Origin of the sequence: Bacillus sp. (in: firmicutes) (assembly GCF_031983925.1) — a bacterium.
GTDB lineage: Bacteria > Bacillota > Bacilli > Bacillales > Bacillaceae_G > Bacillus_A > Bacillus_A pacificus.
Map to the genome: position 1 here is coordinate 1 of NZ_DALYZR010000011.1, position 18,435 is coordinate 18,435.

Here is an 18,435-nt window from a genome sequence, read left to right on the forward strand (position 1 = left end):
ACGACCGATCGGTTAACAGCCGATAGCTCTACCACTGAGCTACTGCGGAATAATAAAGACAATTTGTATCTTATAAAAATTCTCATCGTAAGTCAAGAAGTTTTTTCACAACATCTTGTACAAACGTGACATGTTTATAATATACTGGATTGCGTTTTCACTGTCAAGATGTTTTCTTTATCAAGATTAGTTTCCCTTTACACTTTCCGCAGACATATCTTTTTGTATTAATTTGACGTCTTCTTACATATTGAAGTGAGCATCCCATACATTCATACATATAAACCTTTTTTTCCTTCTCTTCATTCATCATTCGTTTACAAAACCGCGGCGCATCAACTGCCTTTAACAGTTCGCGAAAATCCTTATCCCGGTGCTTATACCCTCTTCCTGTAATATGTAAGTGATAATGACAAAGTTCATGTTTAACAATTCCAACTAATTCTTCTTTCCCATACATTTCGTAATATCGATAATTCAGTTCAATATTGTGTGTATTCAATAGATAACGTCCACCAGTTGTACGCAACCTACTATTAAACAGTGCCTTATGTAAAAACGGCATTCCGAAATATTGTAGCGATACTTCTTCCACTAGCCGCTGTATTTCTTGCTCATCCATTTTCATTCCTCCTAAACAAAAAAATATTTTTACACTTTTCTCCTCTCTTATACATATATTAAATAGTACATATACCCATCCTCATTCAAGAAGCGTGGTTTCTAAAAACATAGCAAAAATAGAAATCCACTCACCAACCTCTCATCAATAGTACTTTACATTTATGAGAGTAGGATTAAACAAGGAGGGATTCCTATGCCTACATGGCTCAAAAAACAAATGCAACGCGCATATTTCGAAAAAAACCGGTATCAAATTAAATTACTAAATGAATGCTGGTTTTATTATAGCAAAATCCATCAAAGTTCCTAATCCATTACACGTTTTATCCTATAAAAAAAGAGCAGTTTCATCTGCTCTCTTCTCTTACTATTCAATCGGCAACATAGATAATGCAACGCGACCTTTTTTCGTATCAATATCATCTACCCATACTTTGACGATTTGTCCGACAGATACAACATCTAACGGATGCTTCACGTATTGTTTGCTTAGTTTAGAAATATGTACTAAACCATCTTGTTTCACACCTACATCAACAAAAGCACCGAAATCAACAACGTTACGAACTGTTCCTTCCAGTTCCATACCACGTTTTAAATCTTCTAATTTCAAAATCCCTTTTTTCAGAAGCGGTTTAGGCAACTCATCCCTCATGTCTCGCTCTGGACTAATGAGTGCATCTATAATATCAACTAATGTTGGTTCTCCAACTCCCGTTTCTTGCGACAACTTAGAAATCTCTACTTCTTCTAAACTCTTTTGTAATTGCGGTTGCCCTACGTCATCTTTTGATAATCCTAGACTCTTCAATAACAATTCAACATTTTTATATTGTTCTGGATGAATACCTGTACGATCTAACGGATTTGCCCCTTCTAATATACGTAAGAAACCTATACATTGTTCATATGTCTTCGCGCCTAGACGTGGTATTTTCTTTAAGTCTGTTCGTTTTGTAAATTTCCCTTCTTCTTCACGCTTTGCTACAATATTTTTCGCAACAGTTTTTGATAAACCCGAAACATATTGCAACAACGCAACTGAAGCTGTATTTACATTCACACCGACTTGGTTAACTGCCGTCTCTACTACAAACGTTAATGATTCATTTAATCTTTTTTGAGATACATCATGTTGGTATTGTCCAACCCCAACTGATTTCGGATCAATCTTTACAAGTTCAGCAAGTGGATCTTGCAGACGTCTACCGATAGAAACCGCACTTCTTTCTTCAACCTGTAAATCTGGGAATTCCTCACGTGCTAAATCAGAAGCCGAATACACACTCGCACCAGCTTCGTTTACAATAATATAGAAGACTTCTCGTTTCACATTTTGTAATACATCAACTATAAATTCTTCCGATTCTCTAGAAGCTGTACCATTCCCAATCGCAATCATTTCAACTTGATATTTATCTATAATAGAAAGAACTTTCGCTTTTGCATCTTCATATTTACGCACTGGTGGATGCGGATAAATAACATCAATATATAGAACTTTCCCCGTATCGTCTACGATAGCTAATTTACAACCCGTTCTATATGCAGGGTCTACAGCTAACACAACCTTTCCTTTCATTGGAGGCTGTAATAACAAATTACGTAAGTTCTCAGAGAAAATATGTATCGCTTGTTCCTCAGCTGTTTCTGTTAATTCTTTTCGAATCTCCCTTTCAATAGAGGGTTGAATTAATCGTTTATAACCATCCTCTATTGCTAATTTTACATACTGTGCACTTTTTGAATCGTTATCACGAATTACTTTCTTATATAAGAAAGTTACTATCTCATCTACTGGTGGAACAACAGAAACTCTCAATATATCTTCTTTCTCACCTCGATTCATCGCTAATACGCGATGCGGCACGACTTTCTGCAACGGTTCTTCATAGCTGTAATACATTTCATATATATTTTTTTCATCTTTCTCTTCATCTTTTACAGCCGAAGACATAACACCTTTTCTAAAAGTCACGTTCCGAATCCAACTACGATATACCGCTTCATCTGAAACGATTTCTGCAATAATGTCTTGAGCACCTTGCAATGCTTCTTCTGCAGATTGCACTTCTTTCTCGGCATTTATAAACTCTATTGCCTTCTGATTCGGATCTTCTTTCGTATATAACAATAACCATTCAGCTAATGGCTCTAATCCTTTTTCTTTTGCAATCGTTGCTTTCGTTCTTCTCTTCTCTTTATACGGACGATATAAATCTTCTACTTCTTGCAACTTTGTAGCTTTCACAATTTGCTGACGTAATTCTCCTGTCAGTTTCCCCTTCTCATCAATAAGACGAAGAACCTCTTCTTTCCTATCTTCAAGCTGCATCATATATTGCCATCTCTCTAAAATCATACGAATTTGCACTTCATCTAAAGAGCCTGTCCATTCTTTTCGGTAACGAGCAATAAATGGAACTGTGTTACCTTCTTCTGTTAATTGAATAACATGACGAACTTGCTTTTCGGTAAAGCCTAATTCCTCCACTAACATTTTCATTAACGCTTGCCGATTATCTACCATTTCCATATACAACCGCAACCTCCTCTATAATAAAAAAAGTTGCCCTTCAAAGAGAGCAACTTAAACTGCCGATTTAAAAATCTATTAGTCCTAAACTAATTTGTAGCGCTTCATCTACACGAATCATCATCACTTCATCTAAGTGAGTGATTTTGTCCGTTAAGCGCTGCTTATCGATTGTTCGAATCTGCTCAAGTAAAATAACAGAATCTCTCTCAAAACCGTACTTTTTCGCATCAATTTCCACATGAGTGGGTAATTTCGCTTTTTGAATCTGTGCAGTAATAGCCGCTACAATCACCGTTGGACTAAAACGATTTCCGATGTCATTTTGAATGACAAGAACCGGACGAACGCCTCCTTGCTCAGAACCAACAACTGGGGAAAGGTCTGCAAAATACACGTCGCCGCGTTTTACAATCAAAATATTACCCCCCGCTAACTAAGCGTTCTACTGTATGAGCTGCTTCATACTCTGCTAAGAAAGCTTCAGATGCAATACCAAGATTAATTTTTCCCATTTCAATGTACCCACGTCGCATTGATTCATGTTGGTAGCGTTTCTTCGTCTTATGTTGACGCAATAACAGTTGTGTTGCCTGGCAAATTAGTTCATGGCGATTCTTATTCTCTTGTTTTCCAATTCCGTCCAATTCCGTTACCATTTGCTTTGGCAACCGAACCACGATTTCAGTAGTTACACTTGATTCGGACACAAAAATACACCTCCACCGTCAACTACACACCCAAATATATATATGACACCTATTGTAATAATACCATTGTATGGAGCCTGTTGCAAAGACTTCCTTATTCCTTGCTTATGTTTTCCAATTCACAAACAAAACATTCATATTCTTTTATTTTTTATCTCATTACAACAAGAAACGGAAGAGTTTCCACGTTAAATTATGTTAAAAGTAATGATAAGTAAAAAGCTTCTCGTCAAAAAACGAACTTATTCTTAGCCACCGAAAAGTCCTCTCACATGACAAGAAGCAAATCATACTACATTCTATATATCATTCAAATAATTGATTACTTCCACAACTTTACCGTTCCGTATAAATATTCTCGGCACACGGAAACTAATCGTTGTAATAATTTCATAATTAATAGTCCCTGAATATTCCGCAACCTCTGTAGCGCTAATATATTCATCTCCTTGCCTTCCAATGAGTGTAACTTTCGTGCCAAGAGGCACTTCACAAGGAAGGTGAATCATGAATTGATCCATTGTTACTCGCCCTACAATCGGTACCCTTTTACCATTTACAAGCACTTCAAATCCTTGTAATCTTCTAAGCCAGCCATCTGCATAACCAATTGCAACAGTCGCAATCCATTCTTCAGTTTTCGTTCGATAAGTGACGTTATAACTAATTCCATCCCCTTTAATCACCTGTTTAATATGAGCAACTTTCGTATGCAATGATAGCGCTGGTTCTAATTTAAACGGTAAAAAAGGGCGTATTTCTACAGATGGAGATAACCCATACATCGCAATGCCAATTCGTACTGCATTAAATGTAATCCCTTGAAAACGTAGCGTTGCAGCACTATTAGCTGTATGAACAAACTTAGGATCCACTCCGAATTCTTTCAACCAACTTAACTGCTCCAAAAATGTGTTATATTGCTTATCAAAGTAAGAAGTCTCCACCTCATCTGCCGTTGCAAAATGCGTATAAACTCCTTCCAATTCTAAGAATGGTGCACCTTCTAAGCTTTTTAAAAATCCTTTTAATTCTTTACGTTCACGTATTCCAATTCTCCCCATACCACTATCGAAATTAATATGGTATTTCATCGTAGACGAACCATCCCAAAGTTTGATTGCTTCATCTACCCATTCCTTTTGAAAAACAGTTAATGCTACATCATTTTCAGCAGCTACATTTATATCACGAGGAGGAGAAGGACCTAACACTAAAATCGGCGCAGTAATACCAGCTCTTCGAAGCACTAAAGCTTCATCTAAGAACGCAACTGCTAACCTTGTCGCCCCCGCTTCTAATGCTGTTTTAGCCACCGGTACATAATCGTGCCCATATGCATTCCCTTTAACTACGGCAAAAATTTCTACACCACTTGGGATAAATTCTTTAATATGTGTAACATTGTTATAAATCGCATCTAAATCCACTTCCACCCAAGTGTCACGGTAAAATGGCGCTTCTTCCATAAACACACTTCCTTATACACGATATGCGAAGCTTATTCTTTTATATGCTTCTTTTATGAAATCCACCCTTCAAACTAAGAAAAGACGTGGTGCACATATATCACCACGTCTAAGAAGTTTACTTCACTTGCTTCTCTGTAACTGAACGAGCAACCATTAACAGCTCCTTCGGCTCTAAACCTTTAGACACGAGCATATATTCTACTCCGTTATGCGACCACGTTAAAGAGTCTTTCGTCAATGCTCCAATTGTAAAGCCAAGATCAACCAATTCTCCGCTCACACTTATCGCTGACGAAGCCTCTGCAACTTTTGCCTTTTCTTGTATTAAAGTAAAGGATTTCTTACTTCCAGTGTATGTGAGTATCGCACGCTTGCCACTGTCTGTCTTCAACTCTTTTTCATCTTTCAAAGTCATACCTTGCGGCGTATCACGCGGATACAAAATAGCAAATGGTTTGTCTTCTTTCGCTGTCGTTTGAACATCTACTTGCGCTCTAGACATATTTTGTTTCGTATCAAATGCACCTTTATCAAATTTCGCATCAAATTTCACTTTAGAGAAATCTACTTTCACAAGAACATTTTGATCATTATCCATTAACTTCACCGAAACTGGTGTTAAATCACTTTTCTTCAATGTAATCTCTTGTTTCGGCAACATGTTTTGGTGTTGATAATTTGTTTTTGTTTTAAAGATATAATACTTATCTGTTTTTTCAAAAGTAAGGTTTTTCTTATCCTGCAAAATATCCCTCACAAGGGATTCGTATAAATAAGCCTGGCTACTATTTTGCGGCCAATCACTTTGGAAACGGAAACTCTTATTAAGCGCTGGCGTTAATACAAATACACCTTCTTCATTCCTTAAAATAATTTGACTTTGATCTTTTTTCGCATTCTGCAAATTCACACGATAAAAAGAAGGTTCCTTATGCCATATTTCTACCTTATACTCCTGAGGCTCATTCCCTGTTTTAATAGATAATTTCGCTTCAGCTTGATAGCTTTTCAACCCTTTTACTTTCGCCTCTAAATCTCTCACAACATCATCTTGTTTCTTTTCCATACAACCGGCCAACACAAAAACGGTTAATAAACCGACAAGAACTAAAAACAGACGCCTTTTCATCACTTCAGCCCCTTTGCCCCTATAAATGAATGGAAGATGTACCTTCCTTATCGCTACCACAAATATATGAGACAAAGATATAAAATATGCAGACTAGCGTGACGAGCTTTCTAAAACAACTTGAGCAACAGCAAATTCCTTACTATGACTAATTGATAAATGAACAATATGCTCTGTACTTGTAATAAGAATCGGCTTACCTCTATCATCATTTCTTACTTCAATATCTAAAAAACTCACTTCTTTCCCGATACCAGTCCCTACCGCTTTGGAATACGCCTCTTTCGCTGCAAATCTTCCAGCTACAAACTCTGTAAGGCGACTTCCCTTCAGCCCCTTTGCAACATTACGTTCACTTTCAGTTAAAATACGTTCCATAAATTTAAGCTTTCCATCTATCATTTTTTCAATTCGATTCAATTCAATAATATCGATTCCAATCCCTACAATCATTTCAAAATCCCCTTCTTCTATTTAGCTTTCTTTTTTCATATTGTAAGAATAACAGAGAATCTTTCTGATGCAAAAGGAGTGATACTCACAACATGCTAATACCATCCGTCCGCATTTCCTTACAACCAATCACCATCGCTTTACTTCTCATACAATTAATCATGATTATATTAGGTGATTTTCCCCTCTTTCCTATGGCAGCTTCTAATGAATATATCGCTAAAGGAGAATGGTGGCGTCTCCTAACTTCCCTGCTCGTACATGTAGACTTACAACATTTTCTTTTTAATAGTATTTGTTTATTCGTGCTTGGCTCTTCTATTGAAAAACAACTAGGGCACTTGTCTTTCATCATTATTTTTTTCCTTTCTGGCATTCTCGGAAATATGTCCTCTTATCTTATTATGCCTCATGAATATATTCATGCCGGGGCATCTGGTGGCATTTTCGGATTGCTAGGCGCACAGTTATTTCTATTGTATAGCCGATATCGTTCTTCCAATCCAAGAGACATCGCTATTTTTTCAATTATGATATGTATATTGCTACTATTCACTTTCTTCAATCCCTCTGCCAACCCTATCAGCCATTTAACAGGATTGATCATTGGTGGTATTTGCACTCCTCTATTAATAAAAAAACTCGATGGTGCAGAGCTCATTTAATATAAAAGCTCGCACCATCGACAATTTCCACATCTGTTTGTTCACTTAAATCTCTCATGAGTTGAAATAAAGACTCATCCTTCTTCTTCGCTTCAATCATACAATCAATTTGCGGAACACTTCCTTTTATCTTTTTTAAAAAAGATAAAAAAGTATCTACATTAATAAAGTCCGCATGTGCCCTTGGGTCTTTTCCCTCTCTAGGACTAGAAATGTGCATTTTCACCGGTAACAAAGACGATTCCCACGTATGTACAACACGCGCCCAATCTTCATGCCAATCTTCTCGATCATGATTCATCATATGATGATGTAAATCAAATACAACGGGAATGTCCAACTTTTCTCCTAAATATAATGTGTCCTCGAGCGTAAAAGTTGTATCATCATTTTCTAACATAATCATTTCCTGAATACCTCTTGGGACGTTGGACCAATTCTCTATAAAACGCTCTAATGCGAGCTCTTTATCTTTATATCCGCCCCCAACATGCATTACACATCGTTGCTTATGTTCAATTCCCATACCTTTTAATAATTTTCTATGCATTTGTAATGTCTTGACAGATTGTTTAAAAATATTCTCCTCGGGTGAATTAAGTACAACAAAATGATCTGGATGAAAATCAATACGCATATTCATTCGAATAGCGTAATCACCTAGCACTTTTAAATTTTCTTTTAAGGGACGAATGTAGTTCCACTCTAACAACTCCTCATGATTCGCTAAAGGAATCAACTTGGAACTAAGTCGAAAAAAGGATATATCATGGCCTTTGTTATGTTTTAATAACCGTAAGCAATTTTCCAAATTCGAATTAGCAATTCTTTCAAGTTTACGAATCGCCGCTTCCCGATCATCTATTTTTTGAAACTGCGCGTACGTCATCGTTTGAGATGGAGATGCGTTTTTCAAATGTACACTCATCGCAACATACCCAAGTCTTACAAGCATGTAGCACCTCATTTCTACACAAGTTATTATGTAGTATGTACAATTACAGAAATAAAAAAAGAGAATGCCGGAAAAGGGCATTCTCTTTTTTACTATTAAGCTTGTGGCTTACGGCTATGATGTTTTCTTTCACCGCGTCCGTTTGAAGATCCTGGGCGACCTTGACCTTCTCCACGACGACCACGGTTGCCGCCATCACGATTGCGATCACGGTTACCGTCACGATTACGACCATCACGATTGCGGTCACGGTTACGACCATCGCCACCGCGTCCATCACGACTACGATTACGGTTACCATCACGGTATCCGCCTCCGTTACCGCCGCGTTTTTTAGAACCCCCACCTCTTGCAACAACTGGTGGTTCTGATGTTAAAGCGATTGGAGTTGTATCTGGCTCTTTTGTCATCATTTTTAAAGCAGCAGCTACTACTGTTACAGAGTCGTTCTCTTCTAACATTTCTTCCGCAATACGCTTGTAGTATGCTAAGTTTTCATTTTCAATTGTGTTTTGAAGTTTTTCAGCGATTAAACGTTGTTGACCTTCTAGTGCCTCGTCAAGTGTTGGTGCATCCATGCGGTCCATTTTACGTTTTGTTGTACGCTCGATATTTTTTAATTGTCCGGATTCACGTGGTGTTACAAATAGCATTGCAATACCTTTTTTACCTGCACGACCAGTACGTCCAATACGGTGAACGTATGATTCTGGATCTTGTGGAATATCGAAGTTGTATACGTGTGTTACACCTGAAATATCAAGACCACGCGCAGCAACGTCTGTTGCAACAAGAACTTCAATAGAACCTTCTTTGAACTTACGTAATACAGACATACGTTTCGCCTGAGTTAAATCACCGTGGATACCTTCCGCAGCATAACCACGTAAATTTAATGCTTCTGATAATTCATCAACACGACGCTTTGTACGACCGAATACAATCGCAAGCTCTGGAGATTGAATGTCTAATAAGCGTGTCAATACATCAAACTTTTTCTTTTCTTGCACTTCTAAATAGAACTGCTGAATGTTTGGCATTGTTACTTCTTTTGCTTTTACTTTAATGTGTTGAGGCTCAGTCATGAAACGCTCAGCAATACGACGGATTGGATCCGGCATTGTCGCTGAGAATAGTAATGTTTGGTGTGTTTCTGGCACATCTGTTAAAATTGCTTCAATATCTTCAATGAAGCCCATGTTTAACATTTCATCCGCTTCGTCAAGAACAACTGTCTCTACGTTTTGTAAGCGAAGTGTTTTACGGTTAATATGATCTAAAATACGACCCGGCGTACCAACAATAATGTGTGGGTGTTTTTTTAGAGCACGAATTTGGCGGTTAATATCTTGACCACCGTAAATTGGTAAGATACGAACGCGTTTATGTTTACCAATTTTGTATAGCTCTTCTCCAACTTGAATTGCTAATTCACGCGTTGGCGCGATAACAATACCTTGAACCGATTCTTTATGTGTATCCACTTTATCTAATAGTGGTAATCCGAATGCTGCTGTTTTCCCTGTACCTGTTTGTGCTTGCCCAATAATATCCTTACCTTGCAATGCATGTGGAATTGTTTCAGCTTGAATTGGCGTAGCCTCTTCAAAGCCCATACTTTCAACAGATTGCAGTAAAGAATCACTTAATCCTAATTCTCGAAATGTTGTCAATGTTACTTCTCCTTTTCTATCCTATACTTATCATTTAAAAAAAGGCGTTTTCCGAATTTGCGGAAAAGCCCTTTTCCTGAATGCTCACGTATATAAACGGGCGTATATTCTTCACGAAAATACTTCTAAACGTTATTACACTTTATCAATTATAAGTTTTGTATGTGTAAAAAGCAAACCCAACTGTTACCTTATTTTCATATTCAGAGGTTTTTTCTTCACTTTTATTTTTTTATATTTACTGTAAGCGCTTATTATAAGTTTCTTCTTTTTTCGTTGCTATCATCCCTATTTATATACACCAATTATTTCAACATCGTAATTACTTCTTCCAATTTCATACCGCGAGATGCTTTTATTAATACAACATCTTTTGCATCGACTACTGCTTGCAACTCTTTTACTAACTCTTCTTTATTATCATAAGCCTTTACACGTTCGTTAGGGAAATTAATTTTCGCTCCTTCAGCAATTTGAGCCCCTAATTTACCATATGTGAACACATAGGAGATTTTTGCTGGATCGATTAATTTACCTACCTCATAATGAAACTGTACTTCTTGATCTCCAAGCTCTAACATATCGCCGAGAACAACAATTTTTTTAGAGAATCCATCTAAACCATTCATTAGGTGGAATGCTGCTTCCATAGCTGTTGGACTTGCATTATAAGCATCGTTGATAATTGTTAATCCACTATTTGTTTTTACAATTTCCATACGCATGCCTGTCATTTGAAGTGTTACTAAACCTTCTTTCATCTCTTCCCACGTTACACCAAAATGTTTCGCAATTGCCATAGAAGCAAGCGTATTATACACATTGTGTTTCCCTAATACCGGTAGATAGAATGAAATGTTTTCTTCTCTATTCATTTTAAAGTGTGTCCCAGTTGCTTGTAACGTTACAGTCGTTGGATAGTAATCATTTGCTCTAGCATCACCAAACGTAACTGTTTCAGCTATTAAATTCATTTCAGGAACACGATTCGTTAATAACGGCTCATCTCCGTTATATACGAACACTCCACCTTCTTGTAATCCTGTCACAATTTCTAATTTCGCTTCAGCAATTGCCTCACGAGAGCCTAAGTCCATTAAATGCGCTTCACCAATGTTCGTAATGATAGCTGCATTTGGACGAGCTAACTTAGATAAGAATTCAATTTCCCCGCGGCTTGACATTCCCATTTCTAATACAGCTACTTCTGTATTTTCTTCTAAGTTTAAAATAGTAAGAGGTAGCCCGATATGATTATTGAAGTTTCCTTCTGTTTTTTGAACTTTGAATTTAGTCGCAAGAAGACTTGTTACAATATCTTTTGTAGATGTTTTACCGTTACTACCTGTCACACCAATCACTTTAACGTCCAATTGGTCGCGATAGTTTTTTGCTAACATTTGTAATGCTGATAGCGTGTCTTCCACAAAAATAACCGGAAGATTCTCAGGTGGATTTGCTACATCTTTCATCCATAATGTCGCCACAGCTCCATTTTCAACAGCTTTATCTACAAAAGCATGTCCATCGAAACGTTCACCTTGAATCGGAACATATAAGTTTCCTTTTTCGATTTTTCTCGTATCAATAGACACTCCTTGTATAGTAATTCCCTCATACTGCTCTGCTAATCCCGTACCATTTGTCATTTGTTCTACTTGTTTTAACGTTCGATTTATCATAAAAACACTCCTTACATAGAGGAAGCACTATTCCTTCGAATAGTGCCTCCTCCTTTTTTTGTTAGATTGTATATTTAATTTTTTGTTTTTCTTCGTGACGCTCCATTGCTAAACGAATTAGCTCTTCAATTAATTCCGGATACGGTAATCCAGTATGTTGCCATAGTAGAGGGAACATACTAAACGGCGTAAATCCTGGCATCGTATTCACTTCGTTAATATATACTTCTCCATCTTTCGTTAAGAAGAAATCAGCTCGCGTTAAGCCAGCACCATCTAACGATTGGAATGCAACAATCGCATCTCGTTTAATAACATTAGACTCTTCTTCTGTCATTTCAGCTGGAATAATTAACGCTGTATCACCATCGATGTATTTCGACTTATAATCATAGAAGTCTTTTTTAGGTACGATTTCACCTACAACTGAACATTTCGGTTCATCATTACCTAGTACACCAACTTCTACTTCACGTCCAACGATATTTTCTTCCACAATAATTTTACGGTCAAATTGGAATGCTTCTTCAAATGCATTCTCAAGTTCTTCACGATTTTTACACTTATTAATCCCAACACTTGAACCAAGGTTTGCTGGTTTTACGAAGCAAGGGTATCCTAATACTTCTTCTACTTTTTCATATGCTGTTTCACGATCTTTTTCCCATGCACTACGAATAAATGATGCATATTTTGCTTGTTTCAATCCAGCTTCTGCAAAGATGTTTTTCATAACAACTTTATCCATACCAGCAGCAGATGCTAGAACACCATTTCCTACATACGGAATATTCATTAATTCTAATAATCCTTGCACCGTTCCATCTTCACCATTTGGTCCATGTAGTAATGGGAAAATAACATCGATAGCATTTTCCTCAGCATTTGTAGATGGAATGATTTCTGTGCTTAATGATAACGGAGAAATCGCATTTTCTGCACCGCTCATTTTTAGAACTTCAACATCTGTTACTTCACCTTCAATACGCTCACCGCGTACCCATTGACCTTGTTCTGTAATATAAATTGGATGAATCTCGAATTTATCTTGATTTAATGCTTTAATAGCAGCAAGAGCCGTTTGTAGCGAAACTTGATGCTCAGCTGATTTTCCACCATATAATAAACCTAATTTAATTTTTGTCACTGAAATCACCCTAACCAATTGTTTTCATTTTTCTATTTTAGCACTTTTTATAAAAATAGGTAGTTCCTATTTGAAATAAAATGCAACTTCCACAAATAATTAAATGACACCACTTATTGGTTTTCTATACTTTTTCCACTTAAATTTCTTCATAGATATATAAAATTGCAACTCAATCTAGTTATGTACCTAAAATATGTAGAAATCCCCTTTTTGTGTATGTCATCTAATTATTAAGAAGATTGTTTGGTTAGTGTGCTTTTTTGCCTTTGTTCAACAAGGCGGTCTAAAGAAATATATACAATACCTGCAACTACACAACCTACAGCTAAAATTGTAAATAGAAAGTGGCCAAGTAATCGGTCTAATAAAAAACCTCCAAGAAGTGGGCCGAATGCACTTCCTGTAATCCACTGCAAACTTGCAGCTCCCATATAAGTCCCCCTCAAATGCTCAGGGGCCAAATTCGCTACAAACGTCATCTGTACAGGCGACATAATCATCTCACCTAACGTATATATGGCATATACAAACAGTAAAGTTATTAAAATAATCGTAGCATTTGTATCAAGTCCTCCAAACCACTTCGGTAACCACCCTATGAAAAATAACCCAATCCCAAACAAACATGCACCATATAACATCGTCTTTCCAACAGGTTTATCTGTGACCCATTTTGAAATTTGAAATTGGAACAACACAACTAATAGTCCATTTAAAGCCATTAAATATGGATATGGATTGTTAGTTCCAAAAATATCTTTCATTTCATTGTCAAAGTGCAGCGGCAACATGCCTTCTGTTTGAGAAAATCCCATCGAAATAATGATACCTGCTAATAAATAAATCATGAGTGCCTTATCTCGCAATACAATTTTCCACACTGCTCCTGATTCTTTTTCTGTATCACCTTCTTTATTCGTACTCTTTGGCATTGTCTCTTGAATAAGGACGAATACAAGTAACGCATAAAATAACATCGTAGATGCGGCAATAATAAACACAAGGTTCTTCGATAACATAACTACTGAAGCCCCCATTATCGGACCAATTGCAGCACCTATATTGTGTCCCATTCGCAATAAACCATATGCTTCTGTTCTTTTTTCTGGCGCCGTTACATCCGCAACCATCGCTGATGCAGCTGGATGAAATAACGAATTACTTAATCCTAAAAAAATAGATAAAATCGCATATGGAATAAATCCTTCTATAAATAAAAAACCGAGCATGAATACCGCATTGCTCGCCATCGAAAATATCATAATCGGTTTTCTTCCATATATATCAGCAATTCTTCCCCCTATAATTGATCCAAAGCTTGCAGCAATTGGAGACAGTGCCATAATCACTCCGACCTGTAATAATGAATCTACCTTATCTTTTAAATATAATGCAAAAAAAGGCATCAACATCATCATTGCAATTCCATTTAACGTCTCACCAATAAACCGAATCCATACGTTACGGTCCATCTCCCTTAACTCACGCCACGTATTTTTCATTATTTCACCCCTTTTGTTCACCAATAATTATCTTATAACAAGTTCAGAAGAATGTAAATTTTCAAAAATAAAAATCCATTCTAACAGAATTAGAATGGATTTTTCTACTTATAAATTGGCTGCGTCGTCTTCTTCTTTACTATTATTTAAAGCACTATGTTTTCGGCTATATAAGAAGTAAACCGCAATACCGATAATCATCCATACACCAAAACTAATCCAAGCCGTCCCGGATAATTGAAGCATTAAGTATAAACAAAAAATTACCGTTAACGCTGGTAAAAACGGTACAAGCGGGGCCTTAAATGCTCTTGGTAAATCAGGATGCGTTCTTCTCATTACAATAACAGCAACAGCTACAAGTGCAAAGGCTGATAAAGTCCCCATATTTACAAGATGCGCTAACACATTTAAATCTATTAATCCTGAAATAAGTGCTGCAATAATTCCCGTTGTCCACGTATTTAAAAACGGTGTTTTAAATTTCGGGTGAACTTTAGCAAGACGTTTCGGCAACAATCCGTCTCTACTCATTGCATATGAAACTCGTACTTGCCCATACATCATAACTAACATTACTGTTGTGATTCCTGTAATTGCGCCTACTGAAATTACTCCCGCTAAACTATCTTGTCCAATAAATTGAAGTGCAAAAGCGACTGGATCTGATATATTCAACTGTCCGTATGGAACAATTCCTGTCAAAATAAGCGAAACAATAATATAAAGAGCCGTACAAATTAATAAAGATGCAATAATACCAATTGGTAAATCACGTTGTGGACGTTTCACTTCTTCTGCTGCCGTTGAAACTGCATCAAACCCTATGAATGCAAAGAACACTGTAGCAGCTCCAGCCATTACACCATCTAAGCCAAATGGCATAAAAGGCGTCCAGTTTTCAGGTTTCACATAATTAAAACCAGCAAAGATAAAAATAAGAACAACCGCTAGTTTAATAAATACCATAATATTATTTACACGTGCACTTTCACGAACACCTCTAGATAAAAGAACTGTCATCACTAAAATAATGAGAACTGCCGGCAAATCAATTATTCCACCCTTTCCTGTACCAGGGGCTGAGGAGAGAATGGTAGGAATATGAATTCCAAATCCCTTTAATAAAGATTGGAAGTACGCGGACCAACCATTTGCCACAGCAGAGGTTGCAAGTAAATACTCAAGCATTAAGTCCCATCCAATTAAAAATGCGAATACTTCTCCCATCGTCGCATATGTGTACGTATACACACTGCCTGAGACAGGAACTGAAGAAGCAAATTCAGCATAACAAAATGCAGCAAAGGCACATGCTAACGCGGCTATCGCAAATGATAATATAATAGCTGGTCCAGAATGTTTCGCTGCTACCACGCCCGTTAGAACAAAAATACCCGTTCCAACAATTGCCCCGATTCCAAGCATCGTTAAATCTAGTGCGCCCAATGTTCTTGCTAACGTCTTTTGTTTACTCTCTTGCATTAACTTTGCAATAGGCTTCTTTTGAAAAATTTGCTTCATAGCATGCTCCTCCAAGTTTTAAATTTTCTGAAAATTTTTAATTCGCTTTTTTATTTTACTCATAGCACTTTTCCCAGTCAATACTTTTGTCGAAATAAGTAGAAACTCTTATGAATATGCACGATTTTTATCATTCTTTCTATATATCTTTCTATAATTTTTTTTGGTATTATTATACATGTCGATTCCATGAAAAAGGCATGCTCTGTTATTGAGCATGCCTTTTTCTTACTTATTTCACAGTATATGATCCCTCTTCAATCCAGCTATACATATATTTTTCATCTTCTGTTTCATGTGCTTGTTTTACAATACGAAGCGGACGGAATGTATCTATCATAACAGCTAATTCAAGCGTTTCTTTTTTCCCTATACTCGCCTCTGTTTTCCCAGGATGTGGCCCGTGAGGAATGCCGCTCGGATGAAGTGTAATAGACCCTTCCTCCACACCTTTTCGGCTCATAAAGTTACCTTCTACATAGTACAGTACTTCATCACTATTCACGTTACTATGATAATACGGTGCCGGAATAGATTCTGGATGATAGTCATATAAACGTGGTACGAAAGAACAAATAACGAAATTGTGACCTTCGAACGTTTGATGTACTGGAGGTGGCTGATGAATACGACCTGTAATTGGTTCAAAATCCTCTACATTAAAGACCCACGGATATAAATAGCCATCCCAACCAACAACATCTAACGGATGATGTCCTAAAACATGTTTATGCATATATCCCCTCGACTTTGTCATTACGACAAACTCACCTTTTTCATCATACGTCTCTAATTTTTCAGGACCACGAATATCTCTCTCACAAAACGGGCTATGCTCTAACAATTGTCCATATTCATTACGATAGCGACGCGGTGTTGTAATTTGACTATTTGCCTCTACAACAAGAAACTTAGTCTCTCCTTCATCTGGAATAACACGATAAATCGTTCCAATTGGAATTGTTACATAATCGCCTTTTCTATAATGAACCGTTCCAAACATCGTTTCAATTTTTCCTGTTCCGTAATGGACAAACAACATTTCATCGCCATCACCATTACGGTAGAAATAGTCCATTTTTTCTGTTGGGCTCACTACTCCGATTAATAAATCCTCATTCCCAAGTATAAAGTTTCTTCCGCTTACTGCATCACCACTTTTTTTATTTTCTTTCGTGCGAAAGTGACGATGAGAAAGAGCAACATCTTCTTCATACTGCAACTGACAAGAATGAGATAATGCCGCATGCCCTACTTCCGTTGGCATATAATGATGGTACAAAATAGATTGCGTACCAGAAAAACCTTTTGTTCCCATTACCTGCTCACGATAAAGCGACCCGTCTTTTTTACGGAATTGTACATGTCGTTTATGAGGTAGCTCCCCCATGTGACGATAAAACATGCCCATCACCTGCTTCCCTTTCTATTTTGACCGTATTACGTAATGTACCTAAACCAGTAATCGTAAGTTCTACCACATCACCATCTTGTAGCCACTCTTCTGTGCCTAGTTCTAAAATGCAACCTGTTCCTACTGTTCCAGAACCAATCACATCGCCTGGATATAATGTAACGTCTTCCGAAGCACGTTCAATCATTTCAGCAAATGTATAGTAAATATCTCGGAAGTTCCCTTTTGATAATAGCTTTCCATTTACATGAGCAGTCATCTCTAACTCATAACGGTCACCATTACGATAAATATCTAGTTCCTCTTTCGTAACAAGGTACGCTCCTAATGAAGTTGCAAAATCTTTTCCTTTCGCTGGACCAAGTCCTACCTTCATTTCTGTTGCTTGTAAGTCCCTTGCACTCCAATCATTCATAATACAATAACCAAAAATATATTCCTCTGCTTGCTCACGAGAAATATTTCTTCCTTCTTTCCCAATTACGCAAGCAATCTCTAACTCATAATCAAGTTTTTTAGATTTCTTCGGACTAATTACAACATCATCGGGACCAACTACAGCACGATGGTTCGTAAAATAAAAAACCGGGATATCGTACCATTCAGGTACAACATCTAACCCTCTTCGGCCACGTGCCGTTTTTACGTGCTGTTCAAATGCATAAAAATCCCTAATACTACTCGGATTAGGAATCGCTGCTACTAATTGCACTTCCTCTAAAGAATATATGCCCTTTTCCGGCTTGTTAATATTACGCAACACTTCTACATACTCATCCACTTTCTCTAAAAAGGCGAACATAGAAGAAGGTAATTTTCCACCACTAGCAAGATTCATATCGATTACTTTGTCACCTTCAAGCCATCCAGCTCGCATTTCTTTTGAAGGAAGACGAAATGTAACAAATTTCATCATGATTCCTCCTTATGAAAATGAAATTTCCAC

At 37.1% G+C, this 18,435-nt stretch carries 17 protein-coding genes; 2 read left to right on the top strand and 15 right to left on the bottom strand.

Translation table 11 applies throughout. The features are described 5' to 3' along the window. Window positions 1-163 precede the first annotated feature (163 nt). Window positions 164-622, bottom strand: a complete 459-nt coding sequence (locus tag RTP99_RS22720) for a SprT family protein (RefSeq protein ID WP_000344243.1) — start codon at window positions 620-622, stop codon at window positions 164-166. Window positions 623-817: 195 nt separating this feature from the next. Between RTP99_RS22720 and cmpA the strand changes: the two genes are divergently transcribed. Further along, entirely contained in the window at window positions 818-934 is a 117-nt protein-coding gene (cmpA, locus tag RTP99_RS22725) for a cortex morphogenetic protein CmpA (protein ID WP_001143642.1), read from the top strand. A 57-nt stretch (window positions 935-991) separates the two neighbouring features. Here cmpA and RTP99_RS22730 read toward each other — a convergent pair whose 3' ends face one another. The 6 genes from RTP99_RS22730 to acpS all read right to left on the bottom strand — a co-directional run bounded on the left by RTP99_RS22730 (window position 992) and on the right by acpS (window position 6,924). After that, a complete protein-coding gene (locus RTP99_RS22730; protein WP_000426205.1) occupies window positions 992-3,160 on the bottom strand; it encodes a Tex family protein in 2,169 nt (722 codons plus the stop codon). Between the two features lie 67 nt (window positions 3,161-3,227). Next, complete coding sequence (gene ndoA, locus RTP99_RS22735; protein ID WP_000635963.1) at window positions 3,228-3,578, bottom strand: type II toxin-antitoxin system endoribonuclease NdoA; 351 nt, start codon at window positions 3,576-3,578, stop codon at window positions 3,228-3,230. 4 nt (window positions 3,579-3,582) lie between these two features. Further along, complete coding sequence (locus RTP99_RS22740) at window positions 3,583-3,870, bottom strand: antitoxin EndoAI (protein ID WP_000004570.1); 288 nt, start codon at window positions 3,868-3,870, stop codon at window positions 3,583-3,585. Between the two features lie 299 nt (window positions 3,871-4,169). Then, window positions 4,170-5,339: an alanine racemase gene (alr, locus tag RTP99_RS22745; protein WP_000390608.1), complete on the bottom strand. Its 1,170-nt coding sequence runs from the start codon at window positions 5,337-5,339 to the stop codon at window positions 4,170-4,172. Window positions 5,340-5,457: 118 nt separating this feature from the next. Next, a complete protein-coding gene (locus RTP99_RS22750) occupies window positions 5,458-6,408 on the bottom strand; it encodes a LolA family protein (protein ID WP_029141035.1) in 951 nt (316 codons plus the stop codon). A gap of 156 nt (window positions 6,409-6,564) precedes the next feature. After that, complete coding sequence (acpS, locus tag RTP99_RS22755) at window positions 6,565-6,924, bottom strand: holo-ACP synthase (protein WP_000635037.1); 360 nt, start codon at window positions 6,922-6,924, stop codon at window positions 6,565-6,567. 92 nt (window positions 6,925-7,016) lie between these two features. Between acpS and RTP99_RS22760 the strand changes: the two genes are divergently transcribed. Beyond that, on the top strand, window positions 7,017-7,589 hold the full coding sequence (locus tag RTP99_RS22760) for a rhomboid family intramembrane serine protease (RefSeq protein ID WP_000907063.1): 573 nt from the start codon (window positions 7,017-7,019) through the stop codon (window positions 7,587-7,589). Here RTP99_RS22760 and uvsE read toward each other — a convergent pair. The 8 genes from uvsE to RTP99_RS22800 all read right to left on the bottom strand — a co-directional run bounded on the left by uvsE (window position 7,582) and on the right by RTP99_RS22800 (window position 18,402). Continuing rightward, on the bottom strand, window positions 7,582-8,544 hold the full coding sequence (gene uvsE / locus RTP99_RS22765) for a UV DNA damage repair endonuclease UvsE (protein WP_000961156.1): 963 nt from the start codon (window positions 8,542-8,544) through the stop codon (window positions 7,582-7,584). The two genes, RTP99_RS22760 and uvsE, sit on opposite strands and share 8 nt — an antisense overlap. A gap of 95 nt (window positions 8,545-8,639) precedes the next feature. Further along, window positions 8,640-10,217, bottom strand: coding sequence for a degradosome RNA helicase CshA (cshA, locus tag RTP99_RS22770; RefSeq protein WP_000206582.1), 1,578 nt, complete (start codon window positions 10,215-10,217; stop codon window positions 8,640-8,642). Between the two features lie 305 nt (window positions 10,218-10,522). After that, on the bottom strand, window positions 10,523-11,899 hold the full coding sequence (gene murF, locus RTP99_RS22775; RefSeq protein ID WP_000610682.1) for a UDP-N-acetylmuramoyl-tripeptide--D-alanyl-D-alanine ligase: 1,377 nt from the start codon (window positions 11,897-11,899) through the stop codon (window positions 10,523-10,525). 61 nt (window positions 11,900-11,960) lie between these two features. Continuing rightward, window positions 11,961-13,046 carry a D-alanine--D-alanine ligase gene (locus tag RTP99_RS22780; protein WP_000161446.1) on the bottom strand — a complete coding sequence of 362 codons (1,086 nt, stop codon included), beginning with the start codon at window positions 13,044-13,046 and terminating at the stop codon, window positions 11,961-11,963. Window positions 13,047-13,279: 233 nt separating this feature from the next. Beyond that, window positions 13,280-14,551, bottom strand: coding sequence for an MDR family MFS transporter (locus tag RTP99_RS22785; RefSeq protein ID WP_000799734.1), 1,272 nt, complete (start codon window positions 14,549-14,551; stop codon window positions 13,280-13,282). A gap of 108 nt (window positions 14,552-14,659) precedes the next feature. Next, window positions 14,660-16,075: a branched-chain amino acid transporter BcaP gene (gene bcaP, locus RTP99_RS22790; RefSeq protein WP_000809368.1), complete on the bottom strand. Its 1,416-nt coding sequence runs from the start codon at window positions 16,073-16,075 to the stop codon at window positions 14,660-14,662. 232 nt (window positions 16,076-16,307) lie between these two features. Continuing rightward, entirely contained in the window at window positions 16,308-17,480 is a 1,173-nt protein-coding gene (locus RTP99_RS22795) for a homogentisate 1,2-dioxygenase (protein ID WP_000499917.1), read from the bottom strand. Further along, on the bottom strand, window positions 17,446-18,402 hold the full coding sequence (locus tag RTP99_RS22800; RefSeq protein WP_000674032.1) for a fumarylacetoacetate hydrolase family protein: 957 nt from the start codon (window positions 18,400-18,402) through the stop codon (window positions 17,446-17,448). The genes RTP99_RS22795 and RTP99_RS22800 overlap by 35 nt, the downstream gene beginning before the upstream one ends. Between the last annotated feature and the right edge of the window lie 33 nt (window positions 18,403-18,435).

Bases quoted from the DNA above. Each gene is read 5' to 3' on its own strand.
- RTP99_RS22720 (WP_000344243.1), bottom strand. From the start codon at position 622: ATGGATGAGCAAGAAATACAGCGGCTAGTGGAAGAAGTATCGCTACAA.
- cmpA (WP_001143642.1), top strand. From the start codon at position 818: ATGCCTACATGGCTCAAAAAACAAATGCAACGCGCATATTTCGAAAAA.
- RTP99_RS22730 (WP_000426205.1), bottom strand. From the start codon at position 3,160: ATGGAAATGGTAGATAATCGGCAAGCGTTAATGAAAATGTTAGTGGAG.
- alr (WP_000390608.1), bottom strand. From the start codon at position 5,339: ATGGAAGAAGCGCCATTTTACCGTGACACTTGGGTGGAAGTGGATTTA.
- RTP99_RS22750 (WP_029141035.1), bottom strand. From the start codon at position 6,408: ATGGAAAAGAAACAAGATGATGTTGTGAGAGATTTAGAGGCGAAAGTA.
- acpS (WP_000635037.1), bottom strand. From the start codon at position 6,924: ATGATTGTAGGGATTGGAATCGATATTATTGAATTGAATCGAATTGAA.
- RTP99_RS22760 (WP_000907063.1), top strand. From the start codon at position 7,017: ATGCTAATACCATCCGTCCGCATTTCCTTACAACCAATCACCATCGCT.
- uvsE (WP_000961156.1), bottom strand. From the start codon at position 8,544: ATGCTTGTAAGACTTGGGTATGTTGCGATGAGTGTACATTTGAAAAAC.
- murF (WP_000610682.1), bottom strand. From the start codon at position 11,899: ATGATAAATCGAACGTTAAAACAAGTAGAACAAATGACAAATGGTACG.
- RTP99_RS22785 (WP_000799734.1), bottom strand. From the start codon at position 14,551: ATGAAAAATACGTGGCGTGAGTTAAGGGAGATGGACCGTAACGTATGG.
- bcaP (WP_000809368.1), bottom strand. From the start codon at position 16,075: ATGAAGCAAATTTTTCAAAAGAAGCCTATTGCAAAGTTAATGCAAGAG.
- RTP99_RS22795 (WP_000499917.1), bottom strand. From the start codon at position 17,480: ATGTTTTATCGTCACATGGGGGAGCTACCTCATAAACGACATGTACAA.
- RTP99_RS22800 (WP_000674032.1), bottom strand. From the start codon at position 18,402: ATGAAATTTGTTACATTTCGTCTTCCTTCAAAAGAAATGCGAGCTGGA.